19 protein-coding genes are annotated in these 17,995 nt (G+C 36.7%); 3 read left to right on the forward strand and 16 right to left on the reverse strand.

Annotation, left to right across the window (positions count from 1 at the left end; genetic code table 11):
* Positions 1-88: 88 nt before the first annotated feature.
* The 8 genes from dnaK to gpr form a co-directional block, all read right to left on the reverse strand.
* Positions 89-1,915 carry a chaperone protein DnaK gene (gene dnaK / locus AC3EMB_RS21170; protein ID WP_069356209.1) on the reverse strand — a complete coding sequence of 609 codons (1,827 nt, stop codon included), beginning with the start codon at positions 1,913-1,915 and terminating at the stop codon, positions 89-91.
* Between the two features lie 26 nt (positions 1,916-1,941).
* On the reverse strand, positions 1,942-2,508 hold the full coding sequence (gene grpE, locus AC3EMB_RS21175; protein ID WP_000392711.1) for a nucleotide exchange factor GrpE: 567 nt from the start codon (positions 2,506-2,508) through the stop codon (positions 1,942-1,944).
* A 114-nt stretch (positions 2,509-2,622) separates the two neighbouring features.
* Positions 2,623-3,639 (reverse strand): heat-inducible transcriptional repressor HrcA, encoded by a 1,017-nt coding sequence (gene hrcA / locus AC3EMB_RS21180; protein ID WP_000954942.1) that lies wholly within the window; start codon positions 3,637-3,639, stop codon positions 2,623-2,625.
* Between the two features lie 133 nt (positions 3,640-3,772).
* Complete coding sequence (gene hemW / locus AC3EMB_RS21185) at positions 3,773-4,912, reverse strand: radical SAM family heme chaperone HemW (protein ID WP_095690201.1); 1,140 nt, start codon at positions 4,910-4,912, stop codon at positions 3,773-3,775.
* A 51-nt stretch (positions 4,913-4,963) separates the two neighbouring features.
* Complete coding sequence (locus tag AC3EMB_RS21190) at positions 4,964-5,338, reverse strand: winged helix-turn-helix transcriptional regulator (RefSeq protein WP_001293539.1); 375 nt, start codon at positions 5,336-5,338, stop codon at positions 4,964-4,966.
* A gap of 130 nt (positions 5,339-5,468) precedes the next feature.
* Positions 5,469-7,292: an elongation factor 4 gene (gene lepA, locus AC3EMB_RS21195; RefSeq protein WP_001030948.1), complete on the reverse strand. Its 1,824-nt coding sequence runs from the start codon at positions 7,290-7,292 to the stop codon at positions 5,469-5,471.
* A gap of 210 nt (positions 7,293-7,502) precedes the next feature.
* The gene (locus AC3EMB_RS21200) at positions 7,503-7,868 is read right to left on the reverse strand and encodes a YqxA family protein (RefSeq protein WP_001207094.1); all 366 of its coding nucleotides are present in this window, start codon (positions 7,866-7,868) and stop codon (positions 7,503-7,505) included.
* Positions 7,865-8,968: a GPR endopeptidase gene (gpr, locus tag AC3EMB_RS21205; protein ID WP_488517260.1), complete on the reverse strand. Its 1,104-nt coding sequence runs from the start codon at positions 8,966-8,968 to the stop codon at positions 7,865-7,867. Before gpr ends, AC3EMB_RS21200 begins: the two co-directional genes overlap by 4 nt.
* Before the next feature lie 180 nt (positions 8,969-9,148).
* On the opposite strand from gpr, the gene rpsT reads away from it, so the two are divergent.
* A complete protein-coding gene (gene rpsT, locus AC3EMB_RS21210) occupies positions 9,149-9,406 on the forward strand; it encodes a 30S ribosomal protein S20 (protein WP_001274012.1) in 258 nt (85 codons plus the stop codon).
* Positions 9,407-9,490: 84 nt separating this feature from the next.
* On the opposite strand, the gene holA is transcribed toward rpsT, so the two are convergent.
* Positions 9,491-10,501 carry a DNA polymerase III subunit delta gene (holA, locus tag AC3EMB_RS21215; RefSeq protein WP_001279933.1) on the reverse strand — a complete coding sequence of 337 codons (1,011 nt, stop codon included), beginning with the start codon at positions 10,499-10,501 and terminating at the stop codon, positions 9,491-9,493.
* Between the two features lie 346 nt (positions 10,502-10,847).
* Between holA and AC3EMB_RS21220 the strand changes: the two genes are divergently transcribed.
* Positions 10,848-10,982, forward strand: a complete 135-nt coding sequence (locus tag AC3EMB_RS21220) for a YqzM family protein (RefSeq protein WP_000997609.1) — start codon at positions 10,848-10,850, stop codon at positions 10,980-10,982.
* A gap of 31 nt (positions 10,983-11,013) precedes the next feature.
* Here the strand turns inward: AC3EMB_RS21220 and AC3EMB_RS21225 are convergent, their stop codons facing one another.
* From AC3EMB_RS21225 to AC3EMB_RS21235, 3 genes are all read right to left on the reverse strand, one after another.
* Positions 11,014-13,335, reverse strand: a complete 2,322-nt coding sequence (locus AC3EMB_RS21225) for a DNA internalization-related competence protein ComEC/Rec2 (RefSeq protein WP_488517261.1) — start codon at positions 13,333-13,335, stop codon at positions 11,014-11,016.
* Between the two features lie 14 nt (positions 13,336-13,349).
* Positions 13,350-13,907, reverse strand: a complete 558-nt coding sequence (locus AC3EMB_RS21230) for a ComE operon protein 2 (RefSeq protein WP_000439773.1) — start codon at positions 13,905-13,907, stop codon at positions 13,350-13,352.
* 63 nt (positions 13,908-13,970) lie between these two features.
* Positions 13,971-14,570: a helix-hairpin-helix domain-containing protein gene (locus tag AC3EMB_RS21235; RefSeq protein WP_053563636.1), complete on the reverse strand. Its 600-nt coding sequence runs from the start codon at positions 14,568-14,570 to the stop codon at positions 13,971-13,973.
* Positions 14,571-14,647: 77 nt separating this feature from the next.
* Here AC3EMB_RS21235 and comER point away from each other — a divergent pair, with 77 nt between their 5' ends.
* Positions 14,648-15,475 carry a late competence protein ComER gene (gene comER / locus AC3EMB_RS21240; protein ID WP_053563635.1) on the forward strand — a complete coding sequence of 276 codons (828 nt, stop codon included), beginning with the start codon at positions 14,648-14,650 and terminating at the stop codon, positions 15,473-15,475.
* 189 nt (positions 15,476-15,664) lie between these two features.
* Here the strand turns inward: comER and AC3EMB_RS21245 are convergent, their stop codons facing one another.
* The 4 genes from AC3EMB_RS21245 to nadD are packed head-to-tail and all read right to left on the reverse strand — an operon-like array spanning position 15,665 to position 17,892.
* Entirely contained in the window at positions 15,665-16,414 is a 750-nt protein-coding gene (locus tag AC3EMB_RS21245; protein ID WP_000873069.1) for a class I SAM-dependent methyltransferase, read from the reverse strand.
* Complete coding sequence (rsfS, locus tag AC3EMB_RS21250) at positions 16,411-16,767, reverse strand: ribosome silencing factor (RefSeq protein WP_000998173.1); 357 nt, start codon at positions 16,765-16,767, stop codon at positions 16,411-16,413. The genes AC3EMB_RS21245 and rsfS overlap by 4 nt, the downstream gene beginning before the upstream one ends.
* Positions 16,764-17,333, reverse strand: a complete 570-nt coding sequence (gene yqeK / locus AC3EMB_RS21255) for a bis(5'-nucleosyl)-tetraphosphatase (symmetrical) YqeK (protein ID WP_001078478.1) — start codon at positions 17,331-17,333, stop codon at positions 16,764-16,766. Before yqeK ends, rsfS begins: the two co-directional genes overlap by 4 nt.
* Positions 17,323-17,892, reverse strand: coding sequence for a nicotinate-nucleotide adenylyltransferase (gene nadD / locus AC3EMB_RS21260; protein ID WP_001226037.1), 570 nt, complete (start codon positions 17,890-17,892; stop codon positions 17,323-17,325). The genes yqeK and nadD overlap by 11 nt, the downstream gene beginning before the upstream one ends.
* Positions 17,893-17,995 lie beyond the last annotated feature (103 nt).

Raw genomic sequence — 17,995 nt, forward strand, 5'->3', positions numbered from 1 at the left:
CATCGCTTCTCATTCGTGAAAAAAGCCAAAGTCAAGGCACGCTTGACTTTGACTTTTTGTCATCTTACTTATTATGTTTACAGTTGAATTACTTGTCTTCTTTTACTTCTTCAAACTCAGCGTCAACTACATTGTCTTTCTTCGTGCCAGCGTCTTGCGCACCTTCTGCTTGACCAGCAGCTGCTTGAGCTTGCTCGTATAATTTAACAGTTAATTGTTGTACGATTTCTTGTAAAGCATCTTTTTTCGCACGAATTTCTTCAAGCTCGTTTTTCTCAATTGCAGCTTGTAATGCTTCTTTCGCTTCTGTTGCTTTTGCAACTTCAGCTGCATCTACTTTACCTTCTAAATCTTTTACAACTTTGTCTGTTTGGAATACAAGTTGGTCAGCTTCGTTACGAAGTTCAACTTCTTCCTTACGTTTTTGGTCAGCGTCAGCATTTGCTTCCGCTTCTTGTACCATACGTTCTACTTCTTCATCAGAAAGACCTGAAGAAGATTGGATTGTAATAGCTTGCTCTTTGCTTGTTCCTAAGTCTTTCGCACGTACGTTAACGATACCGTTCGCATCAATATCGAATGTTACTTCGATTTGTGGAATACCACGTGGTGCTGGTGGAAGGTCAGTTAATTGGAAACGACCTAACGTTTTGTTGTCAGCTGACATTGGACGCTCACCTTGTAATACGTGAATGTCTACTGCTGGTTGATTATCAGCAGCTGTCGAGAATACTTGTGACTTACTTGTTGGAATTGTAGTGTTACGCTCGATTAATTTCGTGAACACGCCACCCATAGTTTCAATACCTAAAGAAAGTGGAGTTACGTCTAATAATAGAACGCCTTCTACATCACCAGTAAGTACGCCACCTTGAACTGCAGCACCTAATGCTACAACTTCATCAGGGTTTACACCTTTATATGGCTCTTTACCAGTTTCACGTTTAATAGCTTCTTGTACAGCTGGGATACGAGTAGATCCACCAACAAGAATAACTTTATCTAATTCGCTTGGAGCAAAACCAGCGTCTTTTAATGCACGACGAGTTGGCTCTAATGTTCTTTCAACAAGACCTGCTGAAAGCTCTTCGAATTTCGCTCTTGTTAACGTTAATTCTAAGTGTAATGGACCAGCAGCTCCAGCACTAATGAATGGTAATGAAATTTGAGTTTGTGTTACACCAGAAAGATCTTTTTTCGCTTTTTCAGCTGCATCTTTCAAGCGTTGAAGCGCCATTTTATCTTGGCTTAAATCAATGTTATTTTCTTTTTTGAACTCAGCTACTAAGTGATCGATGATAACTTGGTCAAAGTCATCGCCACCAAGACGGTTGTCACCAGCAGTTGAAATAACTTCGAATGTGCCGTCTGCTAACTCAAGGATAGATACGTCAAATGTACCGCCACCTAAGTCATATACTAAGATTTTTTGTTCTTCGTCTTGTTTTTCTAAACCGTAAGCAAGTGCTGCTGCTGTTGGCTCGTTAATGATACGCTCAACTTCTAAACCAGCGATACGACCAGCATCTTTCGTTGCTTGACGCTCTGCATCGTTGAAGTATGCAGGTACTGTAATAACAGCTTTCGTTACTGTTTCACCTAAGTATGCTTCAGCAGAAGCTTTTAAGTTTTGTAAAATGATTGCAGAAATTTCTTGAGGTGTATAATCTTTACCTTCAACTTCTACTTTGTAGTCTGTACCCATATGACGTTTAACAGACATGATTGTATTTGGGTTTGTAATTGCTTGGCGCTTTGCAACTTCCCCAACTTGACGTTCTTCATTTTTGAAAGCTACAACAGAAGGTGTTGTACGGTTTCCTTCTGGATTTGGGATAACCTTTGGTTCTCCACCTTCCATAACAGCTACACAAGAGTTTGTTGTACCTAAGTCAATACCGATAATTTTACTCATGGCGAATCCTCCTAGTTTTATGTAAATTATTGATTTACTTTTACCATTGATGGGCGAATCACACGGTCTTTTAATTTATAACCTTTTTGGAATTCTTCCACAACCGCGTTTGATTCAAATTCACTATCTTCCACTTGCATAATAGCTTGGTGTTCATTAGGATCAAACTGTTTACCAACAGCTTCAATCACTTCCACACCTTCTTTAGTCAGCGCTTCTAACAATTGACGATGCACCATTTCCATGCCTTGTAACAAGGATTTCGTTTGCTCATCAGTCGCTTCCACTTGCATTGCTCTTTCAAAATTATCAAGAGCTGGCAAGATGTCTGAAACTAGACTTTGTGCTCTATATTTTTCAGCAGCCTGTTTATCCATTTGGACACGGCGCTTATAATTTTCAAAATCAGCTTGTAGACGTAATGTGCGACCTTCCGTTTCCGTTAGTTTCGCTTGTAACTCATCTACTTTTTCTTGTAAAAGAGCAGCCTCACTTTTTTCTTCTACAGTTTCTTCACTGTTTTCTGGCGTGACAGCTTCTTCAACTTGCGCTTCTTTTACTTCTTCTACCACTTGTTCGTTACGCTCTTCCACAATATTCACCTCCTTAAAAGGTATTAGGTATCATGCATAGCATGATTACCTAAGCATTATATATTACACACAGCAATGAAAATTTCATCACTTGAGCGAATGTATTACTCTCATTTACTTTTTAAGTCCATCAGTAAATTGTCTCGTAAATAACTGTAACAAACTAATTACACGAGAATATTGCATTCTCGTAGGACCTAAAATAGCAATTGTTCCAAGTTGCTCTTCGCCGATCGAATATGTTGCAGAAATTAAACTGCAATCCTCCATAGCCGTCGAAGTGTTTTCCCTACCAATTTTCACTTGAATCCCGACTTGTTTATGACGCAAAATGTCATAAAATTCGGCTTCATTATCAATCATGGTAAGCAAAGATCTAACCTTTTGAATGTCATGGAACTCTGGCTGCGAAAGCATATTTGCTTTTCCTCCAAAGTATATCTTTTCCGATAACGGAACTTGAAATGTACCATCTAACATTTTTATTGCACTATCGTAATTATGAACATACCCACGTAAAACTGTAACAATCTCCTTAAAGATTTTATTATGAAGTTCTTCCATCGGTACGCCAGATAGCTTTTCATTTAAAACATTAACCATTTTTTCTAAATCTGATAAATCAACAGATTCCGGAACGGTAATCGTTTTACTTTGTACATGCCCTGTATCAGTTACAATAATAGCGACTGCAGTTTGACGATCAAGCGGCACAATTTGTACATTTTTAAGTTTATTTGTACTTAACTTCGGTCCAAGAACAATGGCCGTATAATTCGTAAGTTCTGATAAAATTTGAGCAGATTGCTGTGCAATTTTTTCCGCTTCAAAAATTCTTTCAGCAAATAAATCTTTAATTTGTACAATTTCAGCGTTCGGTAAGTTTTGCGGCGCTAAAAGATGGTCTACATAAAATCGGTAACCTTTCTCAGAAGGAACACGTCCAGAAGAACTGTGCGTTTTTTCAATAAAACCTAATTCTTCTAAGTCCGCCATTTCATTTCGAATAGTAGCTGAACTAAATGTAATTTCATCTTTTTTAGCCAACGTTCTAGACCCAACAGGCTGCGCTGATCCAATAAAGTCATCAATAATTGTTTGTAAAATTAAGAGCTGACGTTCCGTAAGCATCTCATCATCACCTCTGTTAGCACTCTTTGTCTTTGAGTGCTAAATCTATTAATAACTTACCAAAATTGACATTCAATTGTCAACGGAAACGTCACGAAATAATGAAACTTTTTCACGCCTATGGAACATTTAATTAGTCAATCAAAAATGATTGGAATACTTCATTCCCTAATAATTTTCCTTTTCGCGTTAAACGCACATGTCCATTTTCCTCTTCAAGTAATCCTTGTTCTTGATTGCTTTGTAACTGCTTTTCGAAAACTTGATCCATCTCCACATTAAATTTATTGCGGAATGCCGTTTTAGAAACACCTTTTGTTTTTCGAAGTCCTAAGAACAGTTCTTCTTCCATTCTTTCTTTCTCCGTCACCTTATGAACATCTAAATACGGAAATCCTGTTTCATCAATTTTATTAAAATATTGCTTCAGCGGACCTACATTTTGAATACGTTCCCCATTCACATAACTATGAGCTCCAGCTCCAAAGCCATAATACTCTTCATTATTCCAGTATGTGAGATTATGTCTACTTTTATTGTCACCTTTTGAGAAATTACTAATTTCATACTGGTTATAACCGTGTTTCTCCATTTCATCCATTACCATTTCATACATTTTAGCTTCATGGTCTTCACCCGGAAGACGCAATTTCCCTTTATTCATTAAGTTATAAAACACTGTTTTAGGTTCCACAATTAATGAATATGCCGAGAAATGTTGTACACCAAGCGTAAAAGCAATGTCTAATGTTTCCTTCACATCTTCTATCGTTTGTCCTGGCAAAGCATAAATAATATCTACATTAATATTTTTAAAGCCTACTTCCTGAGCTTCTCGAATTGCTAGGAATGCATCTTCCCTCGTATGCTTGCGCCCGATTTTCTCAAGCAGTTCATCACGGAACGTTTGCACACCAAAACTAATTCGATTCACTCCACCTTCTAGTAGTACATTCAACTTCTCTTTCGGTAGATCTCCTGGATTCGCTTCAAATGTCAATTCACAATTCGGAGCAAACGGACGCAAATGACGATTAATAATCTCGAGTAATTTTTTTGTCTGTTCCATATTTAACGCTGTCGGAGTTCCACCGCCCACAAAAATCGTTTTCATACTATTAAACGGAACTTTTTGAACCGTATTTATTATTTCCTTCTCTAAATAATCTAAATATTGATCAACCGGTTGGCGTTCAATAAACACTTTATTAAAATCACAATAGTGACAAATGTGCTGACAAAACGGAATATGAATATATGCAGCTTGTACCAAATATAACTCCTACCTTTCTAAAAAGAAAACCTCCGCACTCCGGAGGATTCTCTACTTCTCTAACGTATTACGAATTTGTTCCATTCGCATTTTTCCCCAATCATACATCATTTCAACGATCGGTAAAAGTGACATGCCTAGTTCCGTCATATAATACTCAACACGAGGAGGAATTTCGGGATATACTGTTCGATCAACAATCCCATCTTCCATTAACTCTTTTAATTGGTTCGACAAAACTTTATGAGAAATGCTTGGGAATAACCGTTGTAATTCACTAAAACGATGAGGCCCTTCCACACCAAGATGCCACAGTATCACAACTTTCCACTTTCCACTAATAATAGAAAGCGTCAATTCCTTTTCACAATTAAAATTGCCATTTTGTATTTTATCTTGAATATCTTTTCGAATATTTTCGGACATTAACAATCTCCTAACTCTATATGAACTAAAAAGCTCTCTCATTATTGTAAATGAGAGCTGCTCAGATGTCTAAAAAGTAATTATACAGAAAAAAGAAGCCGCACAAACGACTTCTTTTTTATTTCAAATATTAGTTGTCATCCATTTTCAGTACAGCCATGAATGCCTCTTGTGGCACTTCTACAGAACCAACAGACTTCATACGTTTTTTACCTTCTTTTTGCTTATCAAGAAGTTTACGCTTACGAGAAATGTCACCGCCGTAACATTTTGCAAGTACGTTTTTACGCATCGCCTTAATTGTAGAACGTGCTACAACTTTATTTCCGATAGTCGCCTGAATTGGTACTTCGAACTGTTGTCTCGGAATTAATTCTTTTAATTTCTCTACAATTACTTTACCACGGTCATACGCTGAATCACGGTGTACGATAAATGATAAAGCATCCACTTGTTCATTATTTAAAAGAATATCCATTTTCACAAGTTTAGATGGTTTATAACCAATTAACTCGTAGTCAAATGATGCATACCCTTTCGTATTTGATTTCAATTGATCGAAGAAGTCATATACGATTTCTGATAACGGGATTTCATATGTTAATGTAACACGCGTTTCATCTAAATATTGCATATCAATAAACGTTCCACGTTTACCTTGGCAAATTTCCATTACAGCTCCAACATAGTCATTCGGAACCATAATTGAAGCCTTCACAAACGGCTCTTCTACACGATCGATAGACTGTGGATCTGGCATATTAGATGGATTATCAACAATAACATCTTCACCGTTTGTTAAATAAACTTTATAAATAACGCTTGGCGCTGTTGTAATTAAGTCAATCTTAAATTCACGTTCAATACGTTCTTGAATGATTTCCATGTGAAGAAGTCCTAAGAATCCACAACGGAAACCAAATCCTAACGCTTGAGATGTTTCTGGTTCAAACTCAAGAGCAGAATCGTTTAACTCTAATTTTTCCAACGCATCACGTAAATCGTTATAACGAGCAGAATCAATTGGATACAGCCCACAGAATACCATCGGGTTTAATTTACGGTAACCTGGTAACGCCTCTGCAGCTGGACGTTTCGCATGTGTAATCGTATCACCAACACGTGTATCACCTACGTTTTTAATAGATGCTGCTAAGAAACCTACATCACCTACTGTTAACTCGTCACGTTGCGTAGTTTTCGGTGTAAATACACCTACTTCTGTTACTTCAAATTCTTTACCCGTTGCCATCATACGTACTTTATCGCCAACTTTTACCGTTCCATTTACAACACGGATATAAGCAATTACACCACGGTACGGATCATATAAAGAGTCGAAAATCATACATTGTAACGGCTCTTCTGAATCACCTGCCGGAGCTGGTACTTTTTCAACAATTTGTTCTAAAATTTCTTCAATACCAATTCCAGCTTTCGCAGAAGCAAGTACCGCTTCTGATGCATCTAAACCAATTACATCTTCTACCTCTTGACGTACACGTTCTGGATCCGCACTTGGTAAGTCGATTTTATTGATAACTGGTAAAATTTCTAAGTTGTTATCGAGCGCTAAGTATACGTTCGCTAACGTTTGAGCTTCAATACCTTGCGCTGCATCTACTACAAGAATCGCGCCTTCACAAGCCGCTAAACTACGAGATACTTCGTACGTAAAGTCGACGTGTCCTGGTGTATCAATTAAATGAAGAATATACTCTTCACCATCTTTTGCTTTATAGTTTAATTGAACTGCGTTTAATTTGATTGTAATACCACGCTCACGCTCTAAATCCATAGAGTCAAGCAACTGAGCTTTCATTTCGCGTTGTGTTAACGCATTTGTTTTCTCTAAAATACGGTCTGCTAACGTTGATTTTCCGTGGTCAATATGAGCAATAATAGAGAAATTACGAATTTTGGACTGTCTTTTTGCTCTTTCTTCTTTGTTCATCTATGTTCTCAACTCCTAATAGTCTCGCCAATATACACTAGCACTGATTATATCAATAGAGCAACAAAGATTCAATGAAAACTCGTGCTGCTTACGATACAAATCATTCTATCTATATCTTATGCGAATAAACCATAAGAGACAAACCCTTTTCAAATTTTAAAACGGTTGTCTTACAAATCAGTAAAACAACCATCTCCCATGCTACTCTTAGCTAAAAATCCCCTTTATTTTCCCAACAACTATATCCGTTCCGAACTTCGTCATTTCATAAGCTACACTTGCTACCGCCATCCCAATTCCTTCTACAACATTAAAACTTCTTAAACGTTCTAATTGTTGTTGTTTTTCTGAAGCTGAAAACGAACTACCCAAAATTTCTGATTCAGCACCTGTACTCTCTGTCCCTGTCATATGAGCTATTTGTTCATACGACAATTGCCGATAACCTTTCATACTTTTCAAACCATGATTAGCAAGTGACACTCCTGCTATCATCATAAGTAAACATAAAGCTACACTACATATACACAAAAGCGCAAAACGACTCAAACTATTATCATCTTTCTCCCTCAATGTGTATACGCTCCCGTATTATCTTGATCAATTTGATGATGCAGCGCTGCATTTAAACCACTCGCTATTACATTCGCCATATCCTCAATAAAAGTATCTACTTCTTTTGGGGTCACCATTAAGTTATGACCAAGAGGCGATAGCACTTCATAAATCAACCTTCTTTTTTCTTCTTCTTCTAACGTACCAACAGCACCTAAAAACATATTTCGGCTCTTTTCATCTGGCATATCTTCTTCTGTTAATTTTTTCTTTTCTCCAAATGAAAATCCCGCTGGTAACAAAGATCTTGAAGGTTTGTTTCCTTCTTTCATCTCTCGACCAAAATGTTTCAAAATAAAATCAATTGTATCACTTGTAATCGAAACGGCATCGACCACAGTCGGAACACCAATTGCGATAACAGGGATACCTAATGTCTCTTTACTTAGTTCCTTACGTTTATTCCCAACCCCTGATCCAGGATGGATTCCAGTATCAGAAATTTGTATCGTGCTATTTACTCGTTCAATAGAACGGGCAGCTAATGCGTCAACCGCAATTACAAAGTCTGGATTTGTCTTCTCAATAATCCCATAAATAACATCGCTCGTTTCGATGCCTGTAATCCCCATTACCCCCGGCCGAATTGCACTAACAGGCCTGAATCCTTCTTCTACACTTTCAGGCTGCAATTGAAACAAATGTCTCGTTACTAATACATTTTCTACAACTATTGGCCCAAGAGCATCCGGTGTTACATTCCAATTCCCAAGGCCTACAATTAAACAGCTCGCTTCTTTTGTAACACCAACCTCTTCTAAGAAATAAGAAAATTCTTTTGCAAAAATACGCTCCACTTTTTGTTGAAGTTCTGTATCTTGCTGACGTATACCTTGTACTTCAAGCGTTAAATAATTTCCAGGTTTTTTACCCATCGCTTCAGAGGCAGCTTCATCAATTGTTACTTTTGTAATTATAGTACCTTCTTCTTCCCTCTCTTTTACAATTACCCCCTGTACCCCTTTTTGTTCTTCTTGGCTTTCTTGCAACATTTGATGAGCTTCTACAGCAAGGTCAGTTCTAACGCTATATTTACTTAAATCCAATGGTTCTTTCATCGTATCTCCTCCGTAATTCATAGTAAATATCGTTAGATTTCCCAAAGTTATATAAGGTCATTCTTTCCTTTACGTGAAATTTCATGGATATACTATTGCAATTCTCTTCACCGTTTGATAGAATATCACTTGTTCTATGTAAGAATCGAGTCATTCGATTGCACCAGGGAGGTGAAAAGTATGGCAAACATCAAATCTGCTATCAAACGCGCTAAACTTAGCGAAGAGCGTCGTGCACATAACGCTTCTATCAAGTCTGACATGCGTTCTGCTGTTAAAACTGTAGAAGCTTTAGTTACTAATAACGATCTTGAAAATGCTAAAGAAGCTTTCAAAACTGCTTCTAAAAAACTTGACAAAGCAGCACGTAAAGGTCTTATCCACCAAAACGCTGCATCTCGTCAAAAATCTCGCTTAGCGAAACAAGTAAACGCGTAAGGCGTTTAAAAAACGATCCATTTGGATCGTTTTTTTATATACAAAAAAAGTTCATGCACTAGGTACATGAACTTTTTTGTGTCATCACATATGATTTAATCGCATTAAGAAAAACTCGAGCACAAGTTTCTTATCCATCTTTCCCGTCTTCATACTATAATCAGCTTCCGCTAATTCTATAATCACTTTTTTTAATTCTTCAAAAGAGAAAAATTTCGTTTGATTCATCGCCAATTTTACACGATACGGATGTACACCAATATGAGATGCAATTTGATTTTGCCCATAACCACGTTGCTGTAACTCTTTCACTTGATACAACAAACGGAATTGACTCACTAATAACGCAAGCAATTTAATCGGTTCTTCCTGCTGCGTAAATAATCCATCCAAAATTTGCATTGCACCTGCAATATCTTTTTTCACCACTTTTTCTGTCAAAGCAAATACATTTTGCTCAACTGATTTTGGCACAAGCTCTGCAACAAGTTTCGTCGTAATCTCTCCGCCCATACCAACGTATAACGTTAACTTGTCCATTTCCTTCGCCAACATCGTTACATTACTTCCCACAAGCTCTAGCAACAAACTAACAGCCGCGTTATCAATGTGCACATGCACTTCATCTGCACGAGCAATAATCCACTTCTGAACATCCTGCACTTGCATCGCATTCGCTTCTACTACATCTGCTGTTTTCTTTAATAGTTTTGTAATTTTTTTTCGCTCATCAAGTTTTTCGTAAGGCGCAACAAAAACAAGAATAGAAAATGGAGAAGGTTCACCAATGTATTCTTCTAAAATTTTTATATTTTGCTCTAACTTTTCTTTTTGCGAAGTCAGAAATAGCGGTGATTTTATTAACAGTACTTTCCGTTCTCCAAAGAAAGGAAGCGTACGCGCATCCTCAACCACATCTTCTAAATATGCTTCTTCCAAATCGTATGTCACAACATTAAACTCTCGATCTTCTTCTTCAAGTGCTTCTGTCGTAATAAGCTTTATCGTTTCATTTATAAAAAAAGCTTCCGTTCCATATAGTAAATATAACGAAGCAAACTGTTTCTTTTTAATTTTTTTATGTATATCACTCATACTTTTTCCTACTCCCTAACTTGGCAATATATATTTATACTAATGCCCTAGCTTTTGTTTTACAAGTACAAAGGAACAGGCTTTATAACCCGTCCCTTTATTTATATTAAACGCCACGCAATAAGCCCCGGGTTTCTTATTGGTGTGCGGTAATCACCTTCCCTTTATTATTCACAATAAAAATTCGAGTATAAGTGCCAACTGTTAACATGCTTGGAAACAAAAAACCCACGTTACTTCATGATCTAAAAGTAGCAAAAAAGCTCATTTTCTCTTCATATGGAAATTGTAGATTTTTTTCTGACAATATTTTATACTAAAGTGGAATGTTGGGGAGGGATTCTAAATGAATGATTTTGAACAAAACGTTCAAAGTAAACGCAATGACGCTATTGATTCAGGGGTAGGATTTATCGTCTCATTTGGTTTTTTCGCAACACTTTTCATCATTGCAACTGTTATTAAATTTATCGGTTCTTAAAGGCTGCCACTTCATGGCAGTCTTCTCTTTTTCACCTATCATATGTCTTATCGTATGTGATTTTACTTTGAAAGGTTCCATTTTCCCCTTTAAAAACATAGGAAATAGCACCTTGCTTGTCCGTGCGCCATATCGCACTCCCCATCTTCTCCAAACGCTCTATCACTTCTTTATGCGGGTGTCCATATCTATTCTGCTTACCAACAGATATAATCGCTACACGGGGCTGTATAACGTTCAAAAAAGACTCTATAGATGACGTGTTACTTCCATGATGAGCAACTTTTAAAACATCTACTCGCAAATCTGGATACGCAGATACTAAAAACTGCTCTCCTTCTTCTTCTAAATCGCCTGTAAATAGCCACGTCAATCCTCCAAATTTTGCCCATATTACAATTGAAGCATTATTTTCACTTTTTTCCTTTCCTTTTGGAGCTAAAACGAAAAATTCAGCTTCATTTACACTCCAACTTTCCCCTTCCCCCACTTCAGTTATTTTTATTTCCTTTTCTAATGCCTGTTTCTTTACTACTTTTTCTAATACTGCATCTTTTCCCTTCCGGCCAAACACAACTTCTTTTACAGGTATATATGATAATAATTCTTGCGCAGCACCTATATGATCTGCATCTCCATGCGTTACGATTAATTTATCAATTGTTTTAATACCTTCTTTTTGTAAATAGGGTATTAAAACATCATTTCCAACAGAAAATTCATGCTTTTTTTGTTGCCACTCTTCCTTATTGACACGAAGCGTTCCACCTGTATCAATAAGATAAACCCCTTTATCATACGGAAGGCGAATTAATATTGCATCACCTTGTCCAACATCAATAAATGTTACACTTCCACTTCCTCTAAAATATGGATATACATAATGACACGTGCTAATAAAAAGAAATATACTCACAACTATACAAACCATTTTTTTCGGCGCTCTCCTTTCCCAAACCATCAATATACTGACAATACTCGCGCAATATACAGCTACAAGATTGAAGGACGTTTTCCCGAAAATAAGCTGGTTAAATGGTAAACTTTCACAATAACTTAGAAAAACATTAGACATACTCAAGCCTATTGATAACACATCCGCAAATCCTTTTGCGAGAAACGGGACAATTGGCATACACAGTAAAATAATAATGCTACATGGTAATACAATGATAGATAAAAACGGAACGTATAAAAGATTGAGGAAAATGCTATATGGAGAAAAATAACCAAAGTGATATAACAAAATCGGAGTACTAACGAGCTGTGAAATGATAGAAATATAAATAGAATTTCGGATTACTCCGTTGCTACTCACTAACAATAACGGAGCAGACAAAAGTAAAGCGAAGCTACCTACAAAAGAAAACTGAAATCCAATATTAAAAACAAGATAAGGGTCATATATAAGCATACATATAGCTGTTACACTTAAAGCATCTAAACTAGATAAACGAATCGAGCACATAAAAGCAATCAACGTCAAAACTCCTGCTATAGAAGCCCTTACAACAGAGGGTGACGCCCCTGCTAAAACCATATACAAAGGAATGCAAATGATAAGGCAAATTGTTGCTACCTCCCTCGTCGCACCACTTCTTAGCAAAATAAAATATACTATCACCATTAACAATACAATGTGCGAACCTGAAATTGCTAACAAATGTACAAGACCAAACTGTTGATATTGCTCTTCCACTTCAAACGTCATTTGTTGTCTATCACCAAATAGTAACGCATTCATAAAAGCACCTGATTGCTCTGGAAACATCTCTGTAACTTTCGAGATTACTTGTTGCCTCAAAAGGAGAATCCGTTGCATGAGCGACAGTGATGTTTTATAGCATTCAGAAATATATGTAGCCTCAAATGTGAAATGAATATGTTGCTTGTATAAATAATCACGGTAATTAAAACCATGAAAATTCCGAGCTGTTTGCGGTTCTTTCCTCTCACCCTCGAATACACATGATATCCCTGCGTATAATTGTTGCATTTTTTCCTTTTCCAAGGCTGATTTTATTCTATAACTTAACTGCACTATATTTTTATTGTGATCTTCAAACTGAAAAGATAGGCGATCTCCATTAACAAGCGGTGTATTTTGTATAACCCCTCTTGTAACTCCATAGGACTCTCCTAGAGACTTATTCCACCCTTGAACATAGGAAGTGTATATAGCGCCACTAAAGCACGCTACAATGCAAAAAAAGAAGGTTTTACGCGAAGTGCGATATAAACAGAAGAAAACATTTAAAAAGAGGCAAAAAACTATCAATAAAAGTGACGAGGAAAAGGCAATTGCAATCCCTATTATAAACGAGATTGCAACATACCCCCATTGTTCCTGCAACTTATACTCACTCCTTATAGCATCATTTTTGCTTTCGTGAATACATGCTGTAATTCTTCCATTGATAAATTATCTTTTTCTAAAGACGCAAATAATTCTTTTAACTCCGTATAACGTTTTTGCTCCTCTAATGCAGCGATATCATATTCTAGCGGAACGTGCTTCACTGTTACATTCGCTTGTTCAAATAACTCTATGGCGTATGGATGATTTTTATAATCCTGCGCATAATAAACCGCTGTAATACCACTTTGAATAATTGCCTTACAACATTGTAAACAAGGGAAATGCGTAACGTAAATTTCTGCTTCCTCTGTTTTCGCACCAAACTTGGCACATTGTAATAAAGCATTCATTTCGGCATGAATTGTCCGAACACAATGATTATCGATTACGTAACAACCATCATCTATACAATGTACGCCACCTTTAATCGAACCATTATATCCACCAGCAATAATTCGTTTATCGCGAACGATTGTCGCTCCTACCGCAAGCCTTGTACATGTACTACGTAACGATAGTAGATGGCTTTGCGTCATAAAATATTGATCCCATGAAATTCGTTCCATATTTTTCACCTACTTTTTTGTCTACTTGTAGTGTAGCGAAAGAAGAAAAACTTCGTCAATCTTTTACGGAATAATAATTTGATCTTTTATCTTTTCAAGAGACTTCGCACCAATCCCATCAATCTCTAATAAATCTTCTATTTTCTGAAACGGACCATGCTCTTCTCGATATTTCAAAATACTTTCTGCCTTTCGAGAGCCAATCCCTGTAATTTTTTCCAATTGCTCTTTCGCTGCTGTATTTATTCGAATCTTGCCATCTTCCTTAGAAGAAGTAAACATCCCTTGTTCTGGCTCATTTTTACTCGGTATATAAAGAAGCATTTGATCTTGTACAATTTGTGCTAAATTCACTTTTTTCATATCTACTTCTGATAAAAAACCACCAGCCTTTTGAACCGCATCCTTTACGCGATCTCCTTCCTTCATTTCATATACCCCTTCTTTATTAACCGCTCCTTTCACATCAATTATAATTGTTCTTTTCTGTTCCTTTGTATCCGATATTTTCGGTTTACCCTTTTTTTCTATCTCCTTCTCTTGCACATTCATTGTAATAGGCGTTCGTTCTACACTCTGATTCGTTTTCCAAAAAACAAGAAAAAGTAAAGTTCCAATAATAGCTACTAAACCTAACCACTTTTTCGGAAAATCCCACATCATTTTACACCTCTAATCATAAATTTATAACATCATTCATATTGTTTAGGAGAAAGCTGTTACGAAGGAGGGATGAAACTTTGAACATAGGAATTATAGGGACAGGAAACATGGGGAATATACTAATCGATGCATTTTTAGAAACCCGTGCTGTCAAACCTTCGTGCCTTACAATCATTAATCGGACGCCTGCCAAAGCATATCATATAAAAGAAAAATACCCTTCTGTTCATATAGCAAAAACAATCCCGGAAGTAATCGAACAATCACAACTTATTTTTATTTGCGTTAAGCCGATAGATATATACCCTATCCTAAAAAAATACGCTGAACATTTTTCTGATGAAACGTGCTTAGTTTCTATTACAAGTCCAATATCTCCATCACAATTAGAGACTCTCGTACCGTGCCACGTCGCACGTATCATTCCAAGTATCACAAATCGCGCCCTCTCTGGCGCCTCACTATTTACATTTGGAAATAATTGCTCTGAAGAATGGCAACAAAAACTACTTCGTCTATTCAAAAATATTTCTACACCTCTTGTAATAGAAGAAGATATAACACGTGTTTCATCTGATATAGCAAGTTGCGGTCCTGCTTTCTTTAGTTATTTACTACAATGCTTCATTAACGCTGCTGTAGATAAAACAAATATTACACACGAAGAGGCTACTACTTTAGTAAGTGAAATGGTCGTGGGGATGGGGAAATTACTTGAAAAAGAAATCTTCACATTACCTACCTTACAAGAAAAGGTTTGCGTGAAAGGCGGCGTTACCGGGGAAGGCATTCGGGTTTTAGAAGAACACGTTGGAGATATGTTCCATAAGTTAATCGAGCGAACACATGAAAAATTTGATGAAGATTTAGAATGCGTTGATCAGCAATTCAATAAACACACATAATAAATACGTCATTTTCATTCCAAATCCTTTTTATAAATACTTACTTTTTTACAATACATTTTCACTTCAACTACTATTCCCACACTTTACGCATACGATCTTCAGATTATGCTAGAACTAAAAATACATCTTCTTTATAAAACAAAAGCAACCTTCTCGGTTGCTTTTGTTTTATTTGTTTTATTTGTTTTATCCGTTTTTCTTCGCCATGAAGAAAATACGCTCTGTTTGTTCTGTAACTTCAAGTCGCTCAAAATCACCTGTTACACGAAGAACTGTAAAACCTGCTTCTTCAAGCCATTTCGTTAACTCTTCCACTTGATATGCACGTTGCACGTGACATTCGTCAAACCGATGGTACACATCTTCTTCCGGATCTTGAACAAAGAATGTCAAATCATGCTCTACACTATTTGATTCTTCACCAGGGAAGCAATTCCAAATAAGAGATATTTCTTCTCCATTCACTGTATACGTTTCATTTTGAAATACATGATGTATTTTATATAAAGAATGTACATCAAATAAAAACAAACCATCTTGACGCAAATGGTGAAACACTCTTCTAAATGTTTCTTGTACTCCATCTTCTTGCAATACATAATTTAATGAATCACAAAAGATAGTGACACAGTCAAACTCACCTGGAACATCAAGCTCTCGCATGTCTTGTTGGTAAAAAGGAATAAAGTATCCCTCTCCTCCTAGTTTTTGCTGAGCGACTGTTAACATTTCTTCTGAAAGATCGACACCTATTAAATCGTAACCCTTTTGCACAAGCGGAAGGGTTACATTACCCGTACCGCATGCTACATCAAGAATTTTTGCCTCTTTCATATCTGCCTGCTGCAGGCTTTCCTCTGTGAATTCTACCCATTTATCATAAGGGACATCATTCATCAGTTCGTCGTACAACAATGCAAATTGTTCGTATTTCATTGGCCTAGCTCTTCTGTTATATCTTCACGTGGCACATCGCCCCATAGACGCTCTAAATTATAGTGATTACGCTCATCTTTATGGAATACATGGGCAACTACATCTCCAAGATCAACTAATACCCAACGTGCTTCGTCAAAACCTTCCATACGTTGTACGTCGATTTGGAACTCATGTGCTTTTGATTTAATTTCACGTGCAATTGCTTGCACTTGTTTATCTGAATTACCGTGACAAATAATGAAATAATCTGCAATTGGTGAAATACCTTGCATATTTAGGACAACCATATCTTCTGCTCTTTTATCATCAGCTGCTTTTGCCGCTAACACTAATAAATCTTTATCGTTCATTTACTCATTTCCTCCTTGATAACTGCATTGTATGTTTGGAATGTTAATGGATAAATCGTCTGATTTTTTTCCATTAAAAATTGAATTGTTCTCTTTAAGGCAAATAATAAAGCTTGATTTATATCCGTATATGCGAGTTTACGAGCCTCTTCCACACCTGGAAACTTTCGCCCTGGCTCAATGTAATCAGCTACATAAATCACTTTATCTAACATCGTCATGTTCTCATGACCACTTGTATGATATGTAATAGCTTGCAATATTTCAGAATCCGTAATGCCTACCTCTTTTTCTACTAAGTATGCCCCAACAGGCGCATGCCACAACTCTTTATTATAGCAAAGTAAATCTTTCGGCAAATCTTCACGTTTAATAATCTCTTCCATCTCTGAAATTGCTCTACATTTCGCATAATCATGGAATATAGCTGCCATCTCTGCTTTTTTCTCGTCCACACCGTATAACTTAGCAAGCTCAATCGCTGTCTCCATTACACCAATTGTGTGTATATAACGTTTTTCATGCATTTGTTGTTTGACAATATGAAGTGCATTCTCACGATTCATACAACCCATTCCTCTCGATATATACCTGTACTTTTTCAGGAAGTAAATATTTACACGTTTTCTTCTCCTTATATCTCTCACGTAATAAGGATGAAGAAACTGCAAATTCCGGAATTTCCACTGTAGTAATCTTATATGGTGTATGCAATGTATACCCAGGTCTTGCAACTCCAACAAATGTTACAAGATTAAGTAAAGCTTCAATGTTATACCACTTCGGTAAATACTCAACCATATCCCCACCGATAATAAAGTGAAACTGCACATCCGGATACTTCTTCGTCAATTGTAACATAGTGTCATACGTATAAGATGGGCCCTTCCTGCTTAGCTCTTCTAAACAAATAGAAAAGTGTTCTTCTGCCTCAGTCGCAAGCTCTAACATATGTAAACGACTTTCTATACTTGTAATATTACGTCCTTGTTTATGTGGCGGAATCTGGTTTGGCAAGAACCATACTTCTTCCAATTCCAAAGCGTGATATACTTCATTTGCAATTAGCAAATGTCCATAGTGAGGCGGATCAAATGTACCGCCAATGATGCCAATTTTCCTCAAAAGAAACGCCCCTTCCTTTTACATACAGCAACTCTCCTTGGTTAGGAACGAAGAGAGTTGCTATTAATAAAAGTTCAATTGGTTTCGCTCTCTACATCATTAC

Source organism: Bacillus sp. LQ16, assembly GCF_057784645.1.

Coding starts and splice junctions, on each gene's coding strand:
- AC3EMB_RS21230 (WP_000439773.1), bottom strand. CDS start 13,907: ATGGAACGAATTTCATGGGATCAATATTTTATGACGCAAAGCCATCTA.
- rsfS (WP_000998173.1), bottom strand. CDS start 16,767: ATGAACGATAAAGATTTATTAGTGTTAGCGGCAAAAGCAGCTGATGAT.
- AC3EMB_RS21220 (WP_000997609.1), top strand. CDS start 10,848: ATGAATGATTTTGAACAAAACGTTCAAAGTAAACGCAATGACGCTATT.
- AC3EMB_RS21235 (WP_053563636.1), bottom strand. CDS start 14,570: ATGATGTGGGATTTTCCGAAAAAGTGGTTAGGTTTAGTAGCTATTATT.
- holA (WP_001279933.1), bottom strand. CDS start 10,501: ATGAGTGATATACATAAAAAAATTAAAAAGAAACAGTTTGCTTCGTTA.
- gpr (WP_488517260.1), bottom strand. CDS start 8,968: ATGAAAGAACCATTGGATTTAAGTAAATATAGCGTTAGAACTGACCTT.
- AC3EMB_RS21245 (WP_000873069.1), bottom strand. CDS start 16,414: ATGAAATACGAACAATTTGCATTGTTGTACGACGAACTGATGAATGAT.
- dnaK (WP_069356209.1), bottom strand. CDS start 1,915: ATGAGTAAAATTATCGGTATTGACTTAGGTACAACAAACTCTTGTGTA.
- lepA (WP_001030948.1), bottom strand. CDS start 7,292: ATGAACAAAGAAGAAAGAGCAAAAAGACAGTCCAAAATTCGTAATTTC.
- AC3EMB_RS21190 (WP_001293539.1), bottom strand. CDS start 5,338: ATGTCCGAAAATATTCGAAAAGATATTCAAGATAAAATACAAAATGGC.
- yqeK (WP_001078478.1), bottom strand. CDS start 17,333: ATGAATCGTGAGAATGCACTTCATATTGTCAAACAACAAATGCATGAA.
- hrcA (WP_000954942.1), bottom strand. CDS start 3,639: ATGCTTACGGAACGTCAGCTCTTAATTTTACAAACAATTATTGATGAC.
- rpsT (WP_001274012.1), top strand. CDS start 9,149: ATGGCAAACATCAAATCTGCTATCAAACGCGCTAAACTTAGCGAAGAG.